This window comes from Lachnoclostridium sp. Marseille-P6806 (assembly GCF_900625025.1).
Lineage (GTDB): Bacteria > Bacillota > Clostridia > Lachnospirales > Lachnospiraceae > CAG-791.
In genome coordinates this window covers 18,225-39,107 of sequence record NZ_LR130580.1, presented here as the reverse complement: position 1 = coordinate 39,107, position 20,883 = coordinate 18,225, and the positions used below count along the sequence as shown (strand labels likewise).

General features: G+C 56.6%; 19 protein-coding genes. 18 read left to right on the top strand and 1 reads right to left on the bottom strand.

The window, feature by feature from the left end; all coding sequences use genetic code 11:
- Positions 1–3: 3 nt before the first annotated feature.
- From E0E20_RS08975 to E0E20_RS08930, 10 genes are read left to right on the top strand one after another with little or no spacing between them, the layout of a single operon-like run.
- Positions 4–876 carry a DegV family protein gene (locus tag E0E20_RS08975; protein WP_130837876.1) on the top strand — a complete coding sequence of 291 codons (873 nt, stop codon included), beginning with the start codon at positions 4–6 and terminating at the stop codon, positions 874–876.
- Between the two features lie 20 nt (positions 877–896).
- Positions 897–2,831, top strand: coding sequence for a DNA gyrase/topoisomerase IV subunit B (locus E0E20_RS08970; protein ID WP_130837875.1), 1,935 nt, complete (start codon positions 897–899; stop codon positions 2,829–2,831).
- Between the two features lie 21 nt (positions 2,832–2,852).
- The gene (locus tag E0E20_RS08965) at positions 2,853–5,096 is read left to right on the top strand and encodes a DNA gyrase/topoisomerase IV subunit A (RefSeq protein ID WP_130837874.1); all 2,244 of its coding nucleotides are present in this window, start codon (positions 2,853–2,855) and stop codon (positions 5,094–5,096) included.
- Positions 5,093–5,647, top strand: coding sequence for a 16S rRNA (guanine(966)-N(2))-methyltransferase RsmD (rsmD, locus tag E0E20_RS08960; RefSeq protein ID WP_130837873.1), 555 nt, complete (start codon positions 5,093–5,095; stop codon positions 5,645–5,647). Before E0E20_RS08965 ends, rsmD begins: the two co-directional genes overlap by 4 nt.
- A gap of 22 nt (positions 5,648–5,669) precedes the next feature.
- On the top strand, positions 5,670–6,188 hold the full coding sequence (gene coaD, locus E0E20_RS08955; protein WP_130837872.1) for a pantetheine-phosphate adenylyltransferase: 519 nt from the start codon (positions 5,670–5,672) through the stop codon (positions 6,186–6,188).
- Positions 6,181–6,885 carry an ATPase gene (locus E0E20_RS08950; RefSeq protein ID WP_130837871.1) on the top strand — a complete coding sequence of 235 codons (705 nt, stop codon included), beginning with the start codon at positions 6,181–6,183 and terminating at the stop codon, positions 6,883–6,885. Before coaD ends, E0E20_RS08950 begins: the two co-directional genes overlap by 8 nt.
- 20 nt (positions 6,886–6,905) lie before the next feature.
- Positions 6,906–7,643: an HAD family hydrolase gene (locus E0E20_RS08945; protein ID WP_130837870.1), complete on the top strand. Its 738-nt coding sequence runs from the start codon at positions 6,906–6,908 to the stop codon at positions 7,641–7,643.
- A complete protein-coding gene (locus E0E20_RS08940) occupies positions 7,640–8,209 on the top strand; it encodes a hypothetical protein (protein ID WP_130837869.1) in 570 nt (189 codons plus the stop codon). Before E0E20_RS08945 ends, E0E20_RS08940 begins: the two co-directional genes overlap by 4 nt.
- Positions 8,210–8,268: 59 nt before the next feature.
- The gene (locus E0E20_RS08935) at positions 8,269–9,300 is read left to right on the top strand and encodes an RluA family pseudouridine synthase (protein ID WP_130837868.1); all 1,032 of its coding nucleotides are present in this window, start codon (positions 8,269–8,271) and stop codon (positions 9,298–9,300) included.
- On the top strand, positions 9,272–9,802 hold the full coding sequence (locus E0E20_RS08930) for a Holliday junction resolvase RecU (RefSeq protein ID WP_130837867.1): 531 nt from the start codon (positions 9,272–9,274) through the stop codon (positions 9,800–9,802). Before E0E20_RS08935 ends, E0E20_RS08930 begins: the two co-directional genes overlap by 29 nt.
- Before the next feature lie 40 nt (positions 9,803–9,842).
- Here the strand turns inward: E0E20_RS08930 and E0E20_RS08925 are convergent, their stop codons facing one another.
- Complete coding sequence (locus E0E20_RS08925) at positions 9,843–10,931, bottom strand: LacI family DNA-binding transcriptional regulator (protein ID WP_130837866.1); 1,089 nt, start codon at positions 10,929–10,931, stop codon at positions 9,843–9,845.
- A gap of 304 nt (positions 10,932–11,235) precedes the next feature.
- On the opposite strand from E0E20_RS08925, the gene E0E20_RS08920 reads away from it, so the two are divergent.
- From E0E20_RS08920 to hisB, 8 genes are all read left to right on the top strand, one after another.
- Positions 11,236–12,567, top strand: a complete 1,332-nt coding sequence (locus E0E20_RS08920) for an extracellular solute-binding protein (protein WP_130837865.1) — start codon at positions 11,236–11,238, stop codon at positions 12,565–12,567.
- A gap of 90 nt (positions 12,568–12,657) precedes the next feature.
- Positions 12,658–14,061 carry a carbohydrate ABC transporter permease gene (locus E0E20_RS08915; RefSeq protein WP_130837864.1) on the top strand — a complete coding sequence of 468 codons (1,404 nt, stop codon included), beginning with the start codon at positions 12,658–12,660 and terminating at the stop codon, positions 14,059–14,061.
- A complete protein-coding gene (locus E0E20_RS08910; RefSeq protein WP_242622738.1) occupies positions 14,061–14,936 on the top strand; it encodes a sugar ABC transporter permease in 876 nt (291 codons plus the stop codon). The genes E0E20_RS08915 and E0E20_RS08910 overlap by 1 nt, the downstream gene beginning before the upstream one ends.
- Positions 14,937–15,072: 136 nt before the next feature.
- Positions 15,073–16,755, top strand: a complete 1,683-nt coding sequence (locus tag E0E20_RS08905; RefSeq protein ID WP_165444047.1) for an alpha-amylase family glycosyl hydrolase — start codon at positions 15,073–15,075, stop codon at positions 16,753–16,755.
- Between the two features lie 322 nt (positions 16,756–17,077).
- A complete protein-coding gene (gene hisZ, locus E0E20_RS08900) occupies positions 17,078–18,205 on the top strand; it encodes an ATP phosphoribosyltransferase regulatory subunit (protein WP_130837862.1) in 1,128 nt (375 codons plus the stop codon).
- A gap of 42 nt (positions 18,206–18,247) precedes the next feature.
- Complete coding sequence (hisG, locus tag E0E20_RS08895) at positions 18,248–18,946, top strand: ATP phosphoribosyltransferase (RefSeq protein ID WP_130837861.1); 699 nt, start codon at positions 18,248–18,250, stop codon at positions 18,944–18,946.
- Positions 18,943–20,286: a histidinol dehydrogenase gene (gene hisD, locus E0E20_RS08890; RefSeq protein ID WP_130837860.1), complete on the top strand. Its 1,344-nt coding sequence runs from the start codon at positions 18,943–18,945 to the stop codon at positions 20,284–20,286. The genes hisG and hisD overlap by 4 nt, the downstream gene beginning before the upstream one ends.
- Positions 20,268–20,852 (top strand): imidazoleglycerol-phosphate dehydratase HisB, encoded by a 585-nt coding sequence (gene hisB / locus E0E20_RS08885; protein ID WP_130837859.1) that lies wholly within the window; start codon positions 20,268–20,270, stop codon positions 20,850–20,852. The genes hisD and hisB overlap by 19 nt, the downstream gene beginning before the upstream one ends.
- Positions 20,853–20,883 lie beyond the last annotated feature (31 nt).

Sequence of the window (20,883 nt, the reverse complement as noted above, 5' to 3'; positions counted from 1 at the left end):
CTTATGGCACGAGTACAGGTCATTACGGACAGCAACAGCGGTATTACGCAGAAGCAGGCCGAAGAGCTTGGTATCCGCGTGGTTCCCATGCCGTTTATGTTTGGCAGGGACGATACCACATATTATGAAGATATCAATCTGAGCAGGGCCGAATTTTTTGAGCGGCTTGAGACGGAGGAGCAGATCATGACCAGCCAGCCGGCGCCGAATGAGGTGCTTAAGGTCTGGGACGCGGCGCTTGAGGAGTGCGACGAGGTTGTCTATATTCCGATGAGCTCGGGGCTCTCCGGCTCCTGCCAGAGCGCGCGCATGCTCTCGAGCGATTACGACGGCAAAGTACAGGTGGTCAATAATCAGCGTATTTCCGTCACGCAGAAAGCCTCGGTGTTCGATGCGATGCAGCTTGCCGCGATGGGAAAGAGAGCGGCTGAGATACGGCAGATTCTGGAGGATGTCCGCTTTGACAGCAGTATCTATATTATGCTGGACACGCTGAAATACCTGAAAAAAGGAGGCCGGATCACACCAGCGGCCGCGGCGATCGGCTCGCTTCTGCGGATCCGCCCGGTACTGCAGATCAAGGGGGAACGTCTTGACGCGTTTTCCAAGGCGAGGACGACAGCGCAGGGCAGGAGTACCATGCTGAGCGCAATGAAGAACGATATCGAGAAGCTGTACGGCGGCACTGCGGAGGAGACGGTGCATCTGTACGCGGTGCATGCCAATGTGCCTGAGCTCGAGGAGGAATGGGCGGCGCAGGTGCAGGAGTTTTTCCCGAATTTCCACGTCGAAAAGGATGCGCTTTCGCTCAGCGTAAGCTGCCACATCGGCCCCGGCGCACTGGCGATAGCATGTTCTAAAAAGCTTGAAATCTGACGGACAGACGGGGGTGGATTTTGGCAGCAAAGGTTGACAGCAGTTATAACGCAGAAAGCATTAAGGTGCTGGAGGGACTGGAAGCCGTCCGCATGCGTCCCGGGATGTATATCGGCAGCACCTCGACGCGCGGACTCAATCATCTGATCTATGAGATCGTGGATAATTCCGTTGATGAACATCTGGCCGGGTACTGTGACACAATACGCGTCACGCTCGAGAAGGACGGCTCCTGCACGGTGGAGGACAACGGGCGCGGCATTCCGGTCGGCATGCATGAAAAAGGCGTAAGTGCGGAGCGCATTGTGCTGACGACGCTCCACGCGGGCGGAAAATTCGACAATAAATCCTATAAAACGAGCGGCGGACTCCATGGCGTCGGCTCTTCGGTCGTCAATGCGCTGTCTGCGTATCTGACCATAACGGTTTGCAGCGGCGGCTTTGTCTATCGCGACTGCTATGAACGCGGCGTTCCGACGCAGGAGCTGACGGATGGATTGCTTCCGATCATCGGGAAGACCAGAGAGACCGGGACGACGATCAATTTCCTCCCCGACGCGGATATTTTCGAGAAGACGCGCTTTAAGGAGGACGATATCAAGAGCCATCTCCACGAGACGGCATATCTGAACCCGAATCTGACCATCGTGTATGCCGACCGGCGTGAGGGCACGGAGGAGGAGCTGAGCTTCCACGAGCCGGAGGGAATCAGCGGCTTTGTCCGGGAGATCAACAAGAACAACGAAGCAGTGACTGATGTCATTTATTTCCGGGGCGAGAGTGAGGACATTCAGGTTGAGGTGGCGCTCCAGTACGTCAATGAGTTTCATGAGGAGGTGCTGGGCTTCTGCAACGACATCTATAATGCCGAAGGCGGATCGCATCTGACCGGCTTCAAGACCCAGTTTACGCAGGTGATCAACAACTATGCCCGGGAACTGAACATACTCAAGGACAAGGACGCGAACTTTACCGGGACCGATATCCGCAACGGCATGACGGCGGTTGTCTCGATTAAACATCCCGATCCCCGCTTCGAGGGACAGACCAAGACCAAACTTGACAATCAGGATGCGGCGCGCGTGGTCTCCAAGGTGACGGGGGACGAGATCGTCCGCTACTTCGACCGGAATCTAGACACGCTGCGGGCAATCATCGGCTGCGCGGAAAAAGCGGCAAAGATCCGGAAAAATGAGGAAAAGGCAAGGACAAACCTTCTGACAAAGCAGAAGTTCTCCTTTGATTCCAACGGAAAGCTGGCGAACTGTGAGAGCCGCGATCCGTCAAAATGTGAAATCTTCATCGTGGAGGGAGATTCGGCCGGCGGGAGCGCCAAGACGGCAAGAGACCGCATGTATCAGGCGATTCTGCCGATACGGGGCAAGATTCTCAACGTCGAAAAGGCCAGTATTGACAAGGTGCTCGCCAATGCCGAAATCAAGACCATGATCAATGCGTTCGGCTGCGGCTTTTCGGAGGGCTACGGGAACGATTTCGACATCAGCAGGCTCCGCTACGACAAAATCATCATTATGGCGGATGCTGATGTGGACGGCGCCCATATTTCCACGCTTCTGATGACTCTTTTTTACCGCTTCATGCCGGAGCTGATTTTCGAGGGACATGTTTACGTTGCGATGCCTCCTCTCTACAAGGTCATGCCGCAGGGCAAGGGGAAAGAGGAATATCTCTACGACGATGAGGCTCTCGAGAAATACCGGGCGGCCCATAAGGACAGCCGCTTCACGCTGCAGCGCTACAAGGGGCTGGGCGAGATGGATGCGGAGCAGCTCTGGGAGACGACGCTTGATCCCGAGCGCCGCTGCATGCGCCGGATTGAAATTGACGACGCCCGCATGGCCTCGGAGATGACGGAGCTTCTCATGGGAAATGATGTTCCGCCGAGAAAGAAATTCATTCACAGTCACGCGACAGACGCGGCCGTGGACGCATAAAGAGTTGGAGTAGACAGATCGATGCCGGTTAAAGAACGAATTATCCGAAGCGAGTATTCGGAGCTGATGCAGAAATCCTATATTGATTATGCCATGAGCGTCATCGTGGCAAGGGCTCTCCCGGATATCCGGGACGGATTGAAACCTGTGCAGCGGCGCACACTGTATGACATGAGCGAGCTGGGAATACGCTCGGACAAGCCATACCGCAAGAGCGCCCGTATTGTCGGCGACACCATGGGTAAATATCATCCGCACGGCGACAGCTCGATCTACGACTGTCTGGTCGTGATGGCGCAGGATTTCAAAAAGGGTCTCCCTCTGGTTGACGGGCACGGTAATTTCGGCAACATCGAGGGCGACGGGGCGGCCGCGATGCGCTACACGGAGGCACGCCTGCAGAAGATCACCGAAGAAGCGTTTCTCGCGGATCTCGACAAGGATGTCGTAGACTTTGTCCCGAATTTCGATGAGACGGAAAAAGAACCGTCCGTCCTGCCGGTCCGGATTCCGAATTTTCTGGTCAACGGCTCCGAGGGCATTGCGGTCGGCATGGCGACCAGTACGCCGCCCCATAATCTCGGGGAGGTGATCGATGCGGAAAACGCGTATCTGGAGAACCCGGATATCACGACCGCCGAACTGATGAAGTACATCAAGGGGCCGGACTTTCCCACCGGCGGCATCATCGTCAACGAGGATGATCTGGCGGAAATTTATGAGACCGGGACGGGGAAGATACGAGTTCGCGGCCGCGTGACGGAGGAAAAGGGAAAGAACGGCCATATCCGGCTTGTGATTACGGAGATTCCCTATCCCATGGTCGGGGCCGGAATCGGCAAATTCCTGCAGGATGTGGCGGAGCTATCGGAGAGCAGGGTGACCGGCGATATCATCGATATCACGAACCAGTCCTCCAAGGAGGGCATACGCATCGTCATCGAGCTCAAAAAGGACACGGATGTGGAGAACTTCAAGAATCTTCTCTACACCAAGACCCGGCTGGAGGATACGTTCGGCGTCAATATGCTGGCGATTCACAGGGGCCGGCCGGAGACGATGAACCTGCGATCGATTCTGCAGGCCTCCGTCGAGTTTCAGTTTGAGACGCAGAGGCGTAAATATACGAATCTGCTTGAGAGAGAGCAGAAGAAGCGTGAGATTCAGGAGGGCCTCATCAAGGCCTGCAATGTGATCGATCTGATCATTGAGATTCTGCGTGGCTCCAAGGATCGTCCGATGGCAAAGCGCTGCCTTACACTGGGCGAGACGGAGGGCGTCGCGTTCAAGTCAAAGGAATCAAGGGTCATGGCGCAGCAGCTTCTGTTTACAGAGGCACAGGCGGACGCCATCCTCGATATGCGCCTTTACAAGCTGATCGGCCTCGAACTGAACGCACTGATCGAGGAGCATGAGCAGACGGTGGCGAATATTTACCGCTACGAGGATATTCTGGAGCAGCGGGAATCCATGACCATGGTAATTCAGAAAGAGCTCGCGCAGCTTCGCAGAGCCTATGCCCGGGAGCGCCGCACGGAGATTACGCAGAAAACACAGGCTGTATTTGTGAAAAAGGAGCAGCCGGCGGAGGATGTGTGGTTTCTGATGGACCGCTTCGGCTATGCCAGAACCGTGGATACGGGGACCTATGAGAGAAACCGCGAGACGATCGAGGCGGAGAACCGCTGCTGCTTCCGCTGCCGGAGCGATGGAAGAATCTGTCTGTTTACGGAGGACGGTCAGCTTCACACGGCCAAGGTCTGTGATCTTCCGCTCGGAAAGCTGCGCGATAAAGGCGTTCCGATTGACAATGTCAGTAATTTTGATTCCTCTAAAGAGCAGCTTGTCTTTGTGACAGGGCAGTCGGAGATGAACCTGTACCGCCTGATTTTTGTGACGAGACAGGCCATGGTCAAGATCGTTCCGGGAGGAGAGTTCGACGTCCGCAGAATGACGGTGGCGGCCACCAATCTGCGGGAGGGAGACCGCGTCGCAAGAATCGAGATTTATTCGAATCAGCAGAATATCGTTCTTCAGACGGAGAAAGGGCTTTTCCTGAAATTCCCTGTGGAGCAGATCCCGGAGAAGAAAAAGGGCGCCGTCGGCGCGCGCGGTATGAAGCTCGGCGACGGGGACGAGATCGAGGCCGTGTATTTTACCAATAATCTGGAAAGCTCTGTGATCCGGTACAGGGAGAGAGAACTGGCGCTGAATCATCTGAAGCTGGCGTCAAGAGACGGAAAGGGAACAAAGGTGCGGGCATGAGAGTAATTGCGGGCTCTGCGCGGAGCATACCGCTGATTTCGCCGGAGGGCGAGGAGATCACACGGCCGACGCAGGATCGGATCAAGGAGACGCTGTTCAATATCATTCAGCTCGAGGTTCCGGGCGCGGTGTTCGCCGATCTGTGCGCGGGGAGCGGCGGCATCGGAATCGAAGCGCTGAGCCGCGGCGCGAAGCACTGCTATTTTGTGGAAAACAACCGGGAGGCGGCAGCCTGTATTCAAGCCAATCTTCACAAGACGAAATTTGAAGACCGGGCGACGCTGATGAAGCAGGATGTACTGAATTCCATCGGAAATATTCATGAAAAGGCAGTCGATGTGATCTATCTCGATCCGCCCTATGTCTCGGACATCACGCGGCGGGCGCTGGGGCCTCTTTCCGGCGCCTCCTATGTCACGGAGGACACGCTCATCATCGTGGAGGCCGCGCTGGATGCGGATTTCTCCTACGTCGGGGAGCTTGGCCTCTCGGTGGTCCGTGAAAAAAAATACAAGACGAACCAACATGTGTTTATCCGGAAGCAGTGGTAAGCGGCATGAAAGGAGAGGCACGATGAAAGCGGCAATTTATCCCGGCAGCTTTGATCCGGTGACGTTCGGCCACATTGATATCATCCGCAGGGCGGCGGACATGTTTGACGAGCTGATCGTCAGCGTGCTTGACAACACGGCCAAGACTCCGTTGTTTTCCGTGGAGGAACGTGTTAAAATGCTACGGGATGTGACGAAAGATATTCCCAATGTCGCGGTGGAATCCTTTCAGGGACTTCTTGTCGATTACGCGCGGGAAAAAGATGTTCACGTGAGCGTCCGCGGGCTTCGGGCCGTAACGGATTTTGAATACGAGCTCCAGATCGCGCAGACGAACCGTCTCCTTTCAAAGGGGAGGCTGGATACGATTTTTCTTACAACCAGTCTGGAATATGCGTATCTGAGTTCCTCGAGCGTCAAGGAAATCGCTTCTTTCGGCGGTGATATCGGTCCCTGTGTCCCTCCGGAGATTGCGGAGAGGGTCTACGCCAGATATCGGTCCGGATCGGTCCGGCCGGAGATGGAGGAGCAGCATGGCTAACAAAATCGAACGTCAGATAGATGAGATCATTGCCTATGTGGATCAAGCAAAGTATGTGACCTTTTCCTCAGCGGAGATACGGGTCAACCGGGAGGAGCTTCTCGACATGCTTCAGGATCTGAGAGATTCCACGCCGGAGGAGCTGGCCAAGTATCAGCGTGTCGTCAACGACCGGGATAAGATCATGGACGAGGCGCAGCGCCGGGCGCAGCAGCTCATTGACGAGGCGCAGGCGCGCACCAATCAGATGGTGACGGATCAGGAGGTCATGAAGCAGGCTTACGCCAGAGCGAACCAGATCATGGCGCAGGCGGCGCAGAATGCGCAGGAGACGACGGATCAGGCGATCATCGACGCGAACAACTATCGCCTTGCGGCGGTACAGTATATGGACAATATGCTCTCCACGCTTGAACAGCAGACAAAGCGGTGTCAGGAGCAGACCAACGCGGCCTACGGACAGTTCTCCCGGATGGTGGAGCAGTATGTGGAGCAGCTTGCAGGAAACCGCGAGGCGCTCCGCCCCGAGGAGCAGCAGCTTACCGGCGCCATCAGCCTTGGCGAGAACGGAGACGGCAGGGAGTCGGGGATTGCCGAGACAGCAACCGGTTCCATCCCGCAGAGCGATAATCCGCTCGGGAGAGCCGGTGGCTTTAGCACGACAGCTTCGCTGAATCTGGATGGGGTCGGCCGGTGACCGCTGCCGGAGAGGAAAGAATGAAAGACAGGAGCTTCAAAGAGACCGATTCCGTTCGGGAACCGGTCTTTCTTTATGAGTGTTATGAAGAGCTGCAGGCCGTGTTGTTTGATCTGGACGGCACACTGGTCGATTCCATGTGGATGTGGCGGGCGATCGATATCGAGTATCTGGCCCGCTACGATGTCGTGATGCCCGACGGACTGCAGGAGGAGCTCGGCGGCCGGAGCATGCGCGAGACGGCGGTGTATTTTCGTGAGCGCTTCGGCATTCCGGACGAGGAAGAAATCATGATGGCGGACTGGAACGACATGGCGCGCCGCAAATATGCGGAGGAGGTCCCGCTGAAACCGTATGCGCTGGACTTTCTGCAATGGTGCAGAAGCAGTGGCCTGCGTCTGGGCATCGCGACGAGCAATTCGCGGGAGCTCACGGAGACGGTGCTGTCCGCCCACGGAATTGCAGATCATTTTGACACGGTGGTGACGGGAGACGAGGCGCTGCGGGGCAAGCCTGCGCCGGATATCTATCTCACAGCGGCGAAGCGGCTCGGGGTATCTCCGGAGCGCTGCATGGTTTTTGAGGATGTGCCGGACGGGATCCGTGCGGGCAAGGCGGCCGGCATGTATGTCACGGCGGTGGAGGATCTTTTTTCCGCCGGACAGAGAGCGGAAAAGCAGCAGCTCGCCGATTGTTACATCAGGGACTATCGGGAGCTGCTGGGCGGCGCAATTAGGGAGGAATCAGAGGGACAATGAGAGGAATAAAAAAGGGAAGCACGGGCTACATCCGTATGCGAAGAAACCGGATGCATCATCTTACGCTGCTTCTCCTTGCCGCGGATCTCATCATGTTTTTCACGGCGCAGGTTTATTTTGGGAGCAATCGGAACCTGTTCAGCATCTTTGCCGCTCTGATCTGTCTTCCGATTGCGAAATGCGGCGTCTCCGCGATTGTTCTCTTCCGGGCCCGCGGGTGCTCTGCCGGCGCGGAAGAGCAGATACGCAGACATGTCGGAGCGCTCGACCATCTGTATGAGCTCTATCTGACAAGCTACAGCCGGAATTTCCAGATTAGTCATGCGGCGTTCGCCTGTAAGAATATTGTCGCCTTTACGGAAACGCGGGACTGCGACGGACCGGCGGCGGAAAAGCATATCCGCGATATGCTGGAGAACAACGGGATGCGCGGTTACAGTGTGAAGCTTTTTTTCAGCCTCGACCGTTACCTTGACAGACTGGATTCTCTGAATCGTCTTGCGGAGCAGACAGAAAAAGAAGATTTGCGGAATGTCCGCGAGCTGCTGCTTGTGCTCTCGATCTGAGAACGCCGAATGCGCCGCATGCAGCGGCGCATTACCTGATGAATTAAAGAAGAACGGCGATGAAAAAAATGATTGTTTCGGCCCCCGAGCAGGGGCAGCGCTTTGACAAATATCTTCGGAGAAAGCTGCCTGCGGCTCCGAGCTCTTTCATCTATAAAATGCTCCGCAAAAAAAACATCACCCTGAACGGCAGCAGGGCGGAGGGCGGCGAAAACGTCCGCGCGGGAGACGAGGTGGTCTTTTTCCTCTCGGATGAAACCTATGCCAAGTTTTCGGGCACGGGGGAGGATGCGGCCTGCGGTGCGGTTTACCGGGCGGCCTATGCGCAGATCGGCGCCCTGTACCGCCGTTCGCCCGTCATCTATGAGGACGCCCACATTCTTCTTGCGGATAAAAAGCCGGGCATTCTCTCCCAGAAAGCGAGGCCGGAGGATATCTCGATGAACGAATGGTTCGTGGGCTGTCTTCTTGCGCGCGGGGAGGCGACGGAGACGTCTCTTGAGGAGTTTACGCCATCTGTCTGCAACCGTCTTGACCGCAATACGGGAGGAATCCTGATCTGCGCCAAGACGCTGGCGGGGAGCCGCGCGGTGTCGGAGCTTCTGCGGACGCGGTCGCTCCGGAAATTCTACCGCATGGTCGTTCGGGGACACATGCAGGGGAATGGAAGAATCACCGGCTATATCAGAAAAGATCCGCGTACCAATCAGGTCGAGGTCTTGCCGAAGGCGGCGGAGAACGCGCCGTATTCGGAGACGCGCTATCGCGCTCTCAAGTATGGAAAAAACGCGACGCTGCTGGAATGTGAGCTGGTGACGGGAAAAACGCATCAGCTCCGGGCGCATCTTGCGCACAGAGGAAATCCGATCGGAGGCGACCCGAAGTACGGCGATACCCGGTGGAATGACGAGCTGCGGTCAAGATACGGCGTGCGGCATCAGCTTCTGTACGCATGCCGGATTGAATTTCCCCTGATGGAGGGGGAGCTTGTCGCGCTGTCCCGCCGCAGCTTTTTGGTTCCGGTACCGGCAGTTTATGGACGGATTATCGCGGAGGACGCAGATGGGAACATGGAATTCCAGAGGCCTTAGAGGCTCCACTCTTGAGGAGCTGATCAACAGGACAAATGAAAAATACCGTGAGCAGCACCTCGCGCTGATACAGAAAGTGCCGACGCCGATCACGCCGATCAATATTGACAGGGAGAGCAGGCACATCACACTGGCATATTTTGATCAGAAAAGCACGGTGGATTACATCGGCGTCATTCAGGGGATTCCGGTCTGCTTCGATGCCAAGGAGTCCAAAACGCTCACATTCAGTCTTCAGAACATCCATGAACATCAGGTCGATTTCATGCGGGAATTTGAGAGGCAGGAGGGGATTGCCTTTTTCCTGATTTCCTTTACGGGAAAGGAAATCTATTATTATATGCCGTTCCGTCTCTTCCTCCCGTTCTGGGAACGGACCGAACAGGGAGGGAGGAAGAGCTTCCGCTTTGATGAGCTGGATCAGACGTGGATTCTCCCCAAGAAGAGCGGCGTGCTGGTGCCGTATCTGGAGATGATCAATAAGGACCTGACAGAAAGATAGATGCTGCGCAGCGGGACGGCATGAGAGGCGACGCGGCGCGTCAGAAATTCCGGTGCTGCTTTTGATACTGCTCATAGAGCAGGGGATTGACATTCAGCACGGAATCCTTTTCCGCCACGCGCTTTGTGACAAGCCGGGGCCTTGCGGGGGCGGTGGACTCGCGGATGATGAGATCCGGGCGCATCATGCTGCGGCTGAGCGCAACCTGCTCGATCAGCGCATGAAGAACAAAGAAGCCGCTTTTGCCGAGCTCAAGGCGGTCCTGCCGGATGGTTGTGAGCGGCGGACTCAGATGCGCGGCAAAGGGAAGATCGTCGAAGCCGACGACGCTGATGTCTTCGGGAACAGAGAGCCCTGCGGTGCGCACGGATTCGATGACGCCGACGGCGATGGTGTCGCTGCCGCACAGGATCGCCGTCGCACCCAGATCGAGAAAGCCGGGAACGTGATATTTTGCGGCGTCTGCGACGAAATAGCCGTATACGGCCATGTTGGGATCGACCGGCAGATGATGCTTTGCCATACCGTTCAGATAGGCGAGCATGCGCTGATCGGAGATCATGGAGCCCCGGGAGCCGTTTAAGAATGCGATTTTTTCATGTCCCAGCCGGATGAGGTGATCAAGCGCGGCATTGATGGCCTCCTCGCTGTCCGTACCGATGGAGCCGACGTCATGGTTGGCCGGAATGAAATTGTCAAGAAGCACGGTGGGGACAGAGGTGCCGGTAAGCTGCTCCATCCACGGGTCGTCCGAGGAGAAGCCGAGGATAAACGAGCCGCTGTAATTCTTTTCCAGCATAAAATTGTCGTATTTGTTCATTTCCTGAAAGACGTGATTCACAGGAAGCATGTCAACCTCCCAGTGATCCCGGTAGGAAGCCTGACGGAAGCCGAGCACGATTTCATAGCCGAACTGATCCGCGTCGGAAAATTCCATGTTCTCAATAAAAAGGCAGAGCCGCCGGTTTTCTTCCTTTCTTGCGCGGCGGTTGATGTAGCCAAGCTCAACGGCAGTGTCCAGAACGGATTGACGCAGGGCTTCGCTGATATCTTTGCCCCCGTTCAGCCCCTTTGACACCGTACTGACCGATATTCCAAGCCTGTCGGCAATATCCCTGATGGTAGCCATTCTATATTCTCCTGTCCGTATTCCGGACGTCTGTCGCTGTGTTTTTCTATAAATGATTATGCTTATTATATGGTGCGGAAAAGCATTTCACAAGCGAGACGAAAATTTTCGAAATTATTTAGTTCTTCTTTCTGAAAAAGAACACATAAAATTGTGCAGGATAACGAAAATATGATGATTTTCAAAGAACAATATTGACATAGGAGCCGAGGCTGCGATACCTTATAGGTGCCGGAGCGAAAATTATCGAAAATATATCCGGTGATACAGTTTTACAGGTGAGAAACGAAGGGAGAGACCTATTATGAAGAACAAGGCATTGACGGCCGCACTCAGTTCGGCAGTGGCAGTGACGCTCCTTGCGGGCTGCGGAAGCGGCACGGCATCCGGAACGGGGCAGGAGGCGACCGCGGATACCGCAGCCGCGGAAGAGACGGCGGAGGCGGAAACCGAAGAGGACGCGCCGCAGGAGGAGATCGATTACGGCACCGGAGAGATCAAGGTCTGGGTCGCAGACAATGCTGTTGATTTTACCAATCAGCAGATCAAGGCGTTTCAGGAGGCCAATCCGGATTTCTCGGGCTACAGCATGGTGGTCGAGGCGACCGGCGAGGGCGATGCCGCCGGCAATATGATCACGGACGTCGAGGCTGGTGCGGACATTTATGTCTTTGCACAGGATCAGATCGCCCGTCTCGTTTCCGCGGGAGCACTCGAAGAGGTTGCTCCGGAGAACGTGGAGGCGGTCAAGGCGGCCAATGATGCCGGCGCGGTTGCTGCGGCGACGGTCGGAGATATCCTCTATGCCTATCCGCTGACCTCGGACAACGGTTATTTCATGTATTACGACAAGAGCGTCGTCAAGGATCCCTCTGATCTGGACGCCATTCTTGCGGACTGCGAGGCTGCCGGCAAATCGTTCTATATGGAGATTAACTCCGGCTGGTATCAGACGGCTTTCTTCTTCGGAACCGGCTGCACACTCAGCTATGAGACGGACAATGACGGTAATTTCACTGCGGCGAATGTGGACTATGCCTCGGATGCCGGTGTAGTGGCGCTCAAGGAGATGATTCATCTGAACAATTCTCCCGCCTTTGTAAACGGTTCCTCCGTCGGTGCGGCGGACGCGGCAAAGATGGCGGCCATCGTGGATGGTACATGGGATGCGCAGGCGGCCAAGGATGCGCTGGGCGACAACTATGCCTGCGCAAAGCTTCCGTCTTTCAAGGGGGCGGACGGCAAGACCTATCAGCTCTCCGGTTTCTCGGGCTATAAGCTTCTCGGCGTGAAGCCGCAGGAGGACGAGGGCAAGCTCATGGTCTGTGATGCTCTGGCGCAGTTCCTCTCGGGCGGCGAGGTGCAGCTCGCGAGATATGAGTCTGTCGGCTGGGGACCGTCGAATCTCGAGGTGCAGAAGTCTGAGAAGGTTATGGCGGATGAGGCTCTGACCGCGTTGAACGAGCAGATGCTGAACGACGTTCCGCAGGGACAGTATCCCGGCGATTACTGGACGCTGGCAACCGGTCTCGGCGACAGCGTGATCAACGGAGAAATCTCGGATAAAACGAGCGATGCCGATCTTCTCGCAAAGCTGCAGGAGTTTCAGGATACCTGCATTTCCTACGCGAAATAATCGGATGTAAACAGCAGACGGGCCGGCAGAAATGGTTTTGCCGGCCCGTTTTCTCCAAAGAGCAGTTTTCAGGAGGGGACGGAGGTAGATATGGCAGGGACTGCTGACGGGACAGCAAAGAAAAAGAGCGCGTTTGCCGGAGCGTTGTCAGCTTTTTCGGCAGATATAAAGGAGATCGGAACGACATTCGCGGAGGGGGATTGGAAGACGAGAGTATCCTATCTCATCATGGGCTTCGGCCCGATACTCCGCGGTCTGTACGCAAAGGGATGGGCTCTTTTTCTGTCAGAAATTTTATTCATCTGGTACATGATCAGCTTCGGAGGTCAGTATATCTCCAAGTTTGCAACGCTGGGAACCATCGAAACGCAGAAGATCCGCCGCAAGACGGTATACGGCGACAACAGCTTTCTAATTCTTCTGTTCGGAATCCTGACGATCGTCGTGATCGCTGCATTTATTTATCTGTGGCGGCTGAATGTACGGGAGAACAAGAAAGAGCAGGACAGACTCCGCGCCGGCAAAGCGCTGGAAACAAACCAGAAATTCCTGTTTTCTCTTCTCGATGAGAATTTTGACAAGACACTGCTTGCCATCCCGGTGCTCGGCATTTTCATCTTTACGGTGCTGCCCATTATTTTCATGATCTGCGTTGCGTTCACCAATTATGACGATAAGCATCAGGCGCCGACGCACCTGTTTACATGGGTCGGTCTGGAAAACTTCCGGAATCTCTTTTCTTTCGGGACGAGCGGCTTCGGCAAAACGTTCCTGATGGTGCTGATTTGGACACTGGCATGGGCGTTCTTTGCAACCTTTATCGACTATTTCCTCGGACTTGCCGTGGCGATGCTGATCAATAAGAAAGGGATACGCTTTAAGAAGCTGTGGCGCACCATATTGGTGCTGACCATTGCGGTGCCGCAGTTTGTCTCACTTCTTTATATCATGCGTATGTTTGCCGCCGACGGACTTGTGAACAGCTATCTTCTGAAGTGGGGGCTCATCCGCACGGCCATTCCGTTCTGGACAGATCCGGCGCTTGCCAAGATCATGATTATTCTTATCAACATCTGGGTCGGTATCCCGTATCTGATGCTGATCGCGACCGGGCTTCTGATGAATATTCCGGAGGATCTCTACGAAAGCGCAAGCATCGACGGGGCAAACGGCTGGCAGATGTTCTGGAGTATCACGCTGCCGTACATGCTGTTTGTGACAGGACCGTTCCTGCTCACGCAGTTTACCGCCAACCTGAATAATTTCAACGTGATCTACCTGCTGACGCAGGGCAAGCCGCTGTCCACCAATCTGGCGGGCAACGCCGGGCACACCGATCTTCTGGTCACATGGCTCTACAAGATGACGGTCAACGATACCAACTATAAGATGGCGGCGGTCATCGGCATCATGGTATTCGTTGTCACGGCGGTGATTTCTCTCGTGGTATATAATATGCTGCCGTCAGTCAGAGATGAGGAGGGCTTCCAGTGATGAATGAGAAAAAATATTCTTCCATGTCGGTAAGGCGCGCGATCGGGAATGCCGTCACCTACGCGGTTCTGATTCTGGTGAGCATCATCTGGCTGTTTCCTTTCTTCGGCCTCCTTATGACCAGCTTCCGATCCTATGAGAGTGAGTACGGCGGAATGATAGGCTATGTGATCCCGAAGCGTTTCTCTCTGGATAATTACCGTTTCCTCTTTTCCGGGGAGAACAATTATCTCCGCTGGTACGGAAATACGGTGCTGATCGCTCTTGTAGTTTCTGTGCTGCAGACGCTGATGGTTCTGTGTGTGGCGTATGCACTGTCCCGGATGCGCTTCCGCGGCAGAAAGCTCCTCATGCGGTTTTGGCTGATTCTCGGTATGTTCCCGGGCTTTCTCACGATGATCTGCATGTACTTCCTGCTTAAGCAGTTCGGCCTTACGCAGGCCGGCGCGGTGCCGGGCCTGATTCTTGTCTATGTGGCGAGCTCCGGTATGGGTTACTATGTCTGCAAAGGGTATTTTGACACGATTCCGAAAGCGCTTGACGAGGCGGCCCGTATCGATGGCGCGACGAGAGCCCGGATCTTTGTGCAGATGATCATCCCGCTCTCCAAGCCGATTGTCATTTACACCGCGCTGACGGCGTTCATGGCGCCGTGGTGTGATTATATCTTCGCCTCCTATGTGGCGTTCGGCAACGACAAGAGTTATAATGTCGCGGTCGCCATGACGCGCTGGGTATGGACCAACGACTATCAGGGCTACTTTACCCGTTTCTGTGCGGGAGGCATTCTCGTCGCCATTCCCGTCACCATTCTCTTCATGTGCCTCCAGCGGTATTATGTCGAGGGAGTTACCGGCGGCGCGGTCAAGGGCTGATCGATACATGGAAACAAACTTTTTCTCCCGGGGGACTTTGGCGCCTCCGGGAGTTTTTTGAACTGGCCGTCGCGCTGCCGCCGGCGCAGGACGCCTGCGGCGCGTGCCTCGCTGTGGGTGCTTCGGCATGGAGATTATGATGCGGAAAAAACGATGGGCTTCCTTTCTTATAACGCTGCTTCTTGCAGGATTTGCGGGGAGTGCCGCCGGCTGCGGCGCAGGAGCCGGAATCGCGGCGCCGCGCGAAGCAGGGGAGAGCGAAACCGGCATCGGACAGATGGCGGCTCTGACCGAGCGGCTGCCGCTTCTGCCGCCCGTGGGAAACTGCCGGACAACGTATGAAATTTTTGTCTATTCTTTCTGCGACAGCGACGGAGACGGGATCGGCGATCTGCAGGGAGTCATTTCCCGGCTTGATTATATTGCGGACATGGGCTTTGACCAGATCTGGCTCATGCCGATCTGCCCCTCGCCCAGCTATCATAAGTATGATGTGACGGACTACTTTGCCGTCGATCCGCAGTACGGAACGCTGGAGGATTTTGACGAGCTGATCCGGGAAGCAGGAAAACGGGACATTCGTGTGCTTACGGATCTTGTTCTGAATCATACCTCAACGGAGCATCCGTGGTTCCGGGAGGCGGCGGATTATCTCCGGGCGCTTCCGGAGGGAGAGGAGCCCTCCGCCGAAGATTGTCCTGCGCTTGACTGCTATCAGTTTTCTGCGGAAAAGCAGGCGGGATACGAGCCGCTTGGGGATACGGGCTTCTACTATGAGGCGAGATTCTGGTCGGGGATGCCGGATCTGAATCTGGACAGCAGCCGCGTCCGGGAGGGAATCGCCGAGGTTCTGCGTTTCTGGCTGGAACGCGGCGCGGCGGGCTTCCGGCTGGATGCCTGCACGTCCTACTACGCAGACGATATCGCCCGCAATGTCGCTTTCCTCTCATGGCTGAAGCAGACGGCGGAGGGGATCCGGCCGGACTGCTATTTCGTCGGCGAGGCATGGGCGAATCAGCAGGTGTATGCCCGCTATTACGAGAGCGGAATCGATTCGTTCTTTGATTTCGCATTCGCGGATGCGGAGGGACTGCTGGCGAGGACGGCAAAATCAAAGTACAGTGCCCTGCAGTTTGCGGAGGCCATGGAGGAGGAGCAGACCCTTTACGGGACATATTCCGAGAGCTATGTCAATGCGCCGTTCTATACGAATCACGATATGAACCGGAGCGCCGGATATTATGCGGGAGACGACGGTGCGTGCGCGAAATTCGCCGGTGGGCTGAATCTGATGATGGGAGGGAACGCATTCGTCTACTACGGCGAGGAGCTCGGAATGAAAGGCTCCGGCAGAGACGAGAACAGGCGCGCCCCGATGTACTGGTCGGAGGATCCGGACGCGGAGGGAATGACGGACGGGCCGCCGGAGATGGAGAGTATATCAATGAAGTTTCCGCCCATGCAGGAGCAGAGTGGGGATCCGGCCTCTATCCTGCGATATTTCCGGACGGCGGTTCACATCCGCCGGAGTTTTCCCGCCATTGCAGGGGGAACGGTCCGGGTCATCCGGGAGCTCTCGGATGAGGACAGCTGCGCCCTGCTGCGGGAGCTCCCGGGAGGGGAGAGCGTCCTGCTCGTCTATCACACGGCGGAGGAGACGCGCCGCATGGAGCTGGGAACTGTCTGCCCGGAATACCGCTCGCTCGGCGCGGTGCTGTGCGTCGCGGAGGAGCCCGTGCTTTTGGAGGGCGATGTGCTGACACTGCCCGGCAGAAGCATCGTCGTGCTGACCGCGGGCGGCGGGGGCGGTCAGCCCTGATCGCAGCCGCAAAGCCGCCTGCGCGGATCTTTCAGCAAAAGAAAAATGCTGTCAGGCAGAGGGACGCCATGAGACGCGAAGCGGCTCGGCGCCCTGCGCGTCGGCACAGGGCGCCGGCGGCGCGTGCCTCGCTAAAAACGTTTCGGCATGGAGGATTAAGGCGGATTAAGGCGGGAATATTGCGGAAATGGGAGCGGCATTGACAGGTCGCTCCTTTTTCTGTATACTCACAGATAGTTTAGCGTGATAATGAGTTATCACATCACAGCAATAAAGTGTTGAAAATAAAGTGCACTCGATAACGCATCAGAGAGGACGCGGAATGAACAGACAGGAAGAGGAACGCGCTCTGCTCCACACACCGGAGGGAGTCCGCGACGTATACGGAAAGGAATGGAAAGAGAAGCGGGCGGTCATGTCCCGCATTCTTCGGGAGATGACCCTGTACGGCTATGAGGAGCTTCAGACGCCCTCCTTTGAATTTTCCGATGTGTTTTCCCGCGAGATCGGAACGACGCCGTCCCGGGAGCTGTACCGCTTTTTTGACCGGGAGGGAGAGACGCTCTCGCTCCGGCCGGATTTCACTCCCTCCTGCGCCCGCTGCGCCGCCAAATACTATATGGAAGAAAGCGGTCCGATCCGCTTCTGTTATCAGGGCTCGGCCTTTCTCAACCGCTCAAGTCTTCAGGGGAAGCTCCGGGAATCCACGCAGACCGGCGTCGAGCTCATCGGCGACGGCTCGGTCTTTGCGGACGCCGAGGCCATCGCTCTCCTGATTCACGCGCTGCAAAGCGCGGGGCTCCGTAATTTTTGTGTGAGCATCGGCAATGCGGATTATTTCCGGGGGGTCTGGGAGGCGGCCGGTCTTGACGGGACGACGGAAGCGGCTCTCCGTGAGCTGATTTCAGGGAAGAATTTTTTTGCGGCGGAAAAGCTGCTGGAGGAGGCGGGCGTCGCCGGGGAGGAGAGGGAGCGGCTGCTCAGGGGATCGGACTTCATCGGCACGGCAGAGACGCTGGATGAGGCCGCGGCGAGCGCCGATAATCCTCGGTCGCAGCGGGCCGTCGAACGGCTCCGCGCGGTCTGCCGGGTTTTGCGGGAGTACGGCTTTGACGAAGAGCTTCGCTTTGATCTGTCCATGCTCAGCAATTACAATTACTATACCGGCATCATTTTCCGCGGCTTCACCTACGGCGTGGGAGATGCCGTCGCCTCCGGCGGCCGCTACGATACGCTGCTCGCGCGCTTTGGCAAGGCTGCGCCGGCAATCGGCTTCATGATCCCGGTCGACACGCTGCTCGAGGCGCTGCGGAGACAGAGGATTTCCGTGCCGGTCCCGGGAGAGGCGGTTCGTCTCCTCTATACGGAGGAAACGTTTTCCGAGAAGCTCCGGGAAGCGGAGAAGCTGAGGGCCGGAGGACAGCCGGTGGTTCTGGAGCCGGCGCACTGAGAGGCGCCGCACATGGCTCTGCCGGCAGGAGGAAAGAAGCGGATGGAAAGAACACAGGAAGAAAAATATCTCACGATTGCGCTGACCAAGGGGAGACTTGCGGACCGGACGCTCGCGCTGTTTGAAAAGATCGGAATTTCGATGGAGGAGATGAAAGACGGCAGCCGGAAGCTGATCTTTGAGAACAGGGAGCAGCGTCTGCGCTTTTTCCTCGCCAAGGGGCCGGATGTCCCGACCTATGTGGAGCTGGGGGCGGCGGACATCGGCGTCGTCGGCTCGGATATCATCATGGAGGAAAAGCGTCGGGTCTACGAGGTTCTTGACCTCGGCTTCGGGCGTTGTACCATGTGCGTATGCGGGCCGGAGGAGGCGAGGGAGAAGCTGCGGCATCACGAAATGATCCGCGTTGCGAGCAAATATCCGAACATTGCGCGCGAATACTTCTATAATGAAAAGCAGCAGACCGTGGATATCATCAAGCTGAACGGTTCTGTGGAGCTGGGGCCTATTGTCGGTCTGTCGGATGTGATCGTGGACATCGTGGAGACCGGCTCGACGCTCCGGGAGAACGGGCTGGGGGTTCTCGAGGAAGTCTGTCCTCTCTCCGCCCGCATGATCGTCAATCAGGTTTCTATGCAGATGGAAAACGTGAGGATCCGCGGACTCATCGCGATGCTGCGGGCTGCACAGAGCGCATCGGCGAATCTGAAATTCGCCTCGCGGAAAAGAGGGAAAGCATGAGAATCGTGACGCTGACCGGGGAAGAGCAGGGGAAAGCCATGGATGCGCTGCTCCGGAGAAATCCGGTCAATTACGGAGAATACGAGGAGACGGTCCGGGAGATCACAGACAGAGTCCGCAGAGAGGGTGATGCGGCGGTGTTCCGCTATGAGGAGCAGTTTGACCGGTGCCGCCTCTCGAAAGAGACGCTCCGCGTCAGCCGGAGAGAAATCGAGGAGGCTTATGCGGCGCTTGACCCTGCCTTTATCGGCGTCATGCGCAGAGCTGCGGAAAACATCCGCCGCTATCATGAAAAGCAGAGGCAGGAGAGCTGGATCTCCACTTCGGAGGACGGAGTTATTCTGGGGCAGAAGATCACGCCGATCGGAGTTTCGGGCTGCTATGTGCCGGGCGGACGGGCGGCATATCCCTCCAGCGTTCTCATGAATGTGATACCGGCAAAGGTGGCCGGCGTCAGGCGTATTCTCGTCTGCACGCCTCCCAATCCGGAGGGCAGGGTTCCGACAGGAACGGTGGTGGCGGCTGATATCGCGGGCGCGGATGAAATTTATAAAATCGGCGGGGCACAGGCCATCGCCGCGATGGCCTTTGGCACGGAGACGATTCCGAGGGCGGATAAGATCACGGGCCCCGGAAATATTTTCGTCGCGCTGGCTAAAAAGGCCTGCTTCGGCTATGTGGGCATCGATTCGGTTGCGGGGCCGAGTGAAATTCTCGTCATTGCGGACGAGACGGCGAATCCCCGCTATGTCGCGGCGGATCTCCTGTCGCAGGCGGAGCACGACCCGATGGCGAGCGCCATTCTCCTGACCGTCAGCCGGGAGCTGGCGGAGGCGGTCTCGCGGGAGATCGACGCGTTTCTCCCGGAGCTTGACCGGGCGGACATCATTCGCGAGTCGCTCGAACGCTACGGCTGCCTCTTTGTCGGAAAGGACATGGAACAGCTCATCGAGGCGGCCAACGCCATCGCCTCCGAGCATGTGGAGATCATGACGGCGGAGCCTTTTGCCGTTATGACGAAGCTGCGCAACGCCGGCGCGATTTTCCTCGGGAGCTTCAGCTCGGAGCCTCTGGGGGATTATTATGCGGGTCCCAACCACATTCTTCCCACCAACGGAACGGCCCGTTTCTTTTCTCCGCTCGGCGTGGAGCAGTTTGTGAAACGGAGCAGCATCATTTCCTATTCCCGCGAGGCGCTCGAACGGGTGCATGAGGACATTGAGCTCTTTGCCGAAAACGAGGGATTGACGGCGCATGCAAATTCCATTAAAGTCAGGTTCGCAGAGGATGCTGCGGACGCCGCAGAGCAGGGAGGCGGAACATGCGTACAGCGGAAGTGACCCGGATCACCGGGGAAACGGACATTGCCATGAAGTTGGGGCTCGATGGCTCCGGCAGAGCGGACATTTCAACCGGCATCGGCTTTTTTGATCATATGCTGGACGCCTTTGCCAGACACGGCCTGTTTGACCTCGAGCTTCGGGTCCGGGGCGATCTCGCGGTGGACGGGCATCACACAGTGGAGGACACCGGAATCGTGCTCGGAGAGGCGATCCGTCAGGCGGCGGGAGATAAAAAGGGGATTCGACGCTACGGCTGTTTCATTTTGCCGATGGATGAGGCGCTGATCTGCTGTGCCGTGGATCTGTGCGGCCGGCCGTTCTATGTGTGTGACGCGAAGCTCCCCTCTGAGCGTGTCGGGGACTTTGAGACGGAGCTTGTGAACGAGTTCTTTTATTCCGTCTCGTACGCCGCGGGCATGAATCTTCATATCCGCATGCTCTCGGGCAGCAATACGCATCATATCATCGAGGCGATGTTCAAGTGCTTTGCCAAGGCGCTGGATATGGCGACCGCGGGGGAGCCTCGCATCGACGGCGTGCTTAGCACCAAGGGAGTTCTCTGAGGGTTCTTTTTGAGTTTTCAAGCTTGAGATT

Bases quoted from the DNA above. Each gene is read 5' to 3' on its own strand.
- E0E20_RS08975 (WP_130837876.1), top strand. From the start codon at position 4: ATGGCACGAGTACAGGTCATTACGGACAGCAACAGCGGTATTACGCAG.
- E0E20_RS08965 (WP_130837874.1), top strand. From the start codon at position 2,853: ATGCCGGTTAAAGAACGAATTATCCGAAGCGAGTATTCGGAGCTGATG.
- rsmD (WP_130837873.1), top strand. From the start codon at position 5,093: ATGAGAGTAATTGCGGGCTCTGCGCGGAGCATACCGCTGATTTCGCCG.
- coaD (WP_130837872.1), top strand. From the start codon at position 5,670: ATGAAAGCGGCAATTTATCCCGGCAGCTTTGATCCGGTGACGTTCGGC.
- E0E20_RS08950 (WP_130837871.1), top strand. From the start codon at position 6,181: ATGGCTAACAAAATCGAACGTCAGATAGATGAGATCATTGCCTATGTG.
- E0E20_RS08945 (WP_130837870.1), top strand. From the start codon at position 6,906: ATGAAAGACAGGAGCTTCAAAGAGACCGATTCCGTTCGGGAACCGGTC.
- E0E20_RS08940 (WP_130837869.1), top strand. From the start codon at position 7,640: ATGAGAGGAATAAAAAAGGGAAGCACGGGCTACATCCGTATGCGAAGA.
- E0E20_RS08935 (WP_130837868.1), top strand. From the start codon at position 8,269: ATGAAAAAAATGATTGTTTCGGCCCCCGAGCAGGGGCAGCGCTTTGAC.
- E0E20_RS08930 (WP_130837867.1), top strand. From the start codon at position 9,272: ATGGGAACATGGAATTCCAGAGGCCTTAGAGGCTCCACTCTTGAGGAG.
- E0E20_RS08925 (WP_130837866.1), bottom strand. From the start codon at position 10,931: ATGGCTACCATCAGGGATATTGCCGACAGGCTTGGAATATCGGTCAGT.
- E0E20_RS08920 (WP_130837865.1), top strand. From the start codon at position 11,236: ATGAAGAACAAGGCATTGACGGCCGCACTCAGTTCGGCAGTGGCAGTG.
- E0E20_RS08915 (WP_130837864.1), top strand. From the start codon at position 12,658: ATGGCAGGGACTGCTGACGGGACAGCAAAGAAAAAGAGCGCGTTTGCC.
- E0E20_RS08910 (WP_242622738.1), top strand. From the start codon at position 14,061: ATGAATGAGAAAAAATATTCTTCCATGTCGGTAAGGCGCGCGATCGGG.
- E0E20_RS08905 (WP_165444047.1), top strand. From the start codon at position 15,073: ATGATGCGGAAAAAACGATGGGCTTCCTTTCTTATAACGCTGCTTCTT.
- hisZ (WP_130837862.1), top strand. From the start codon at position 17,078: ATGAACAGACAGGAAGAGGAACGCGCTCTGCTCCACACACCGGAGGGA.
- hisG (WP_130837861.1), top strand. From the start codon at position 18,248: ATGGAAAGAACACAGGAAGAAAAATATCTCACGATTGCGCTGACCAAG.
- hisD (WP_130837860.1), top strand. From the start codon at position 18,943: ATGAGAATCGTGACGCTGACCGGGGAAGAGCAGGGGAAAGCCATGGAT.
- hisB (WP_130837859.1), top strand. From the start codon at position 20,268: ATGCGTACAGCGGAAGTGACCCGGATCACCGGGGAAACGGACATTGCC.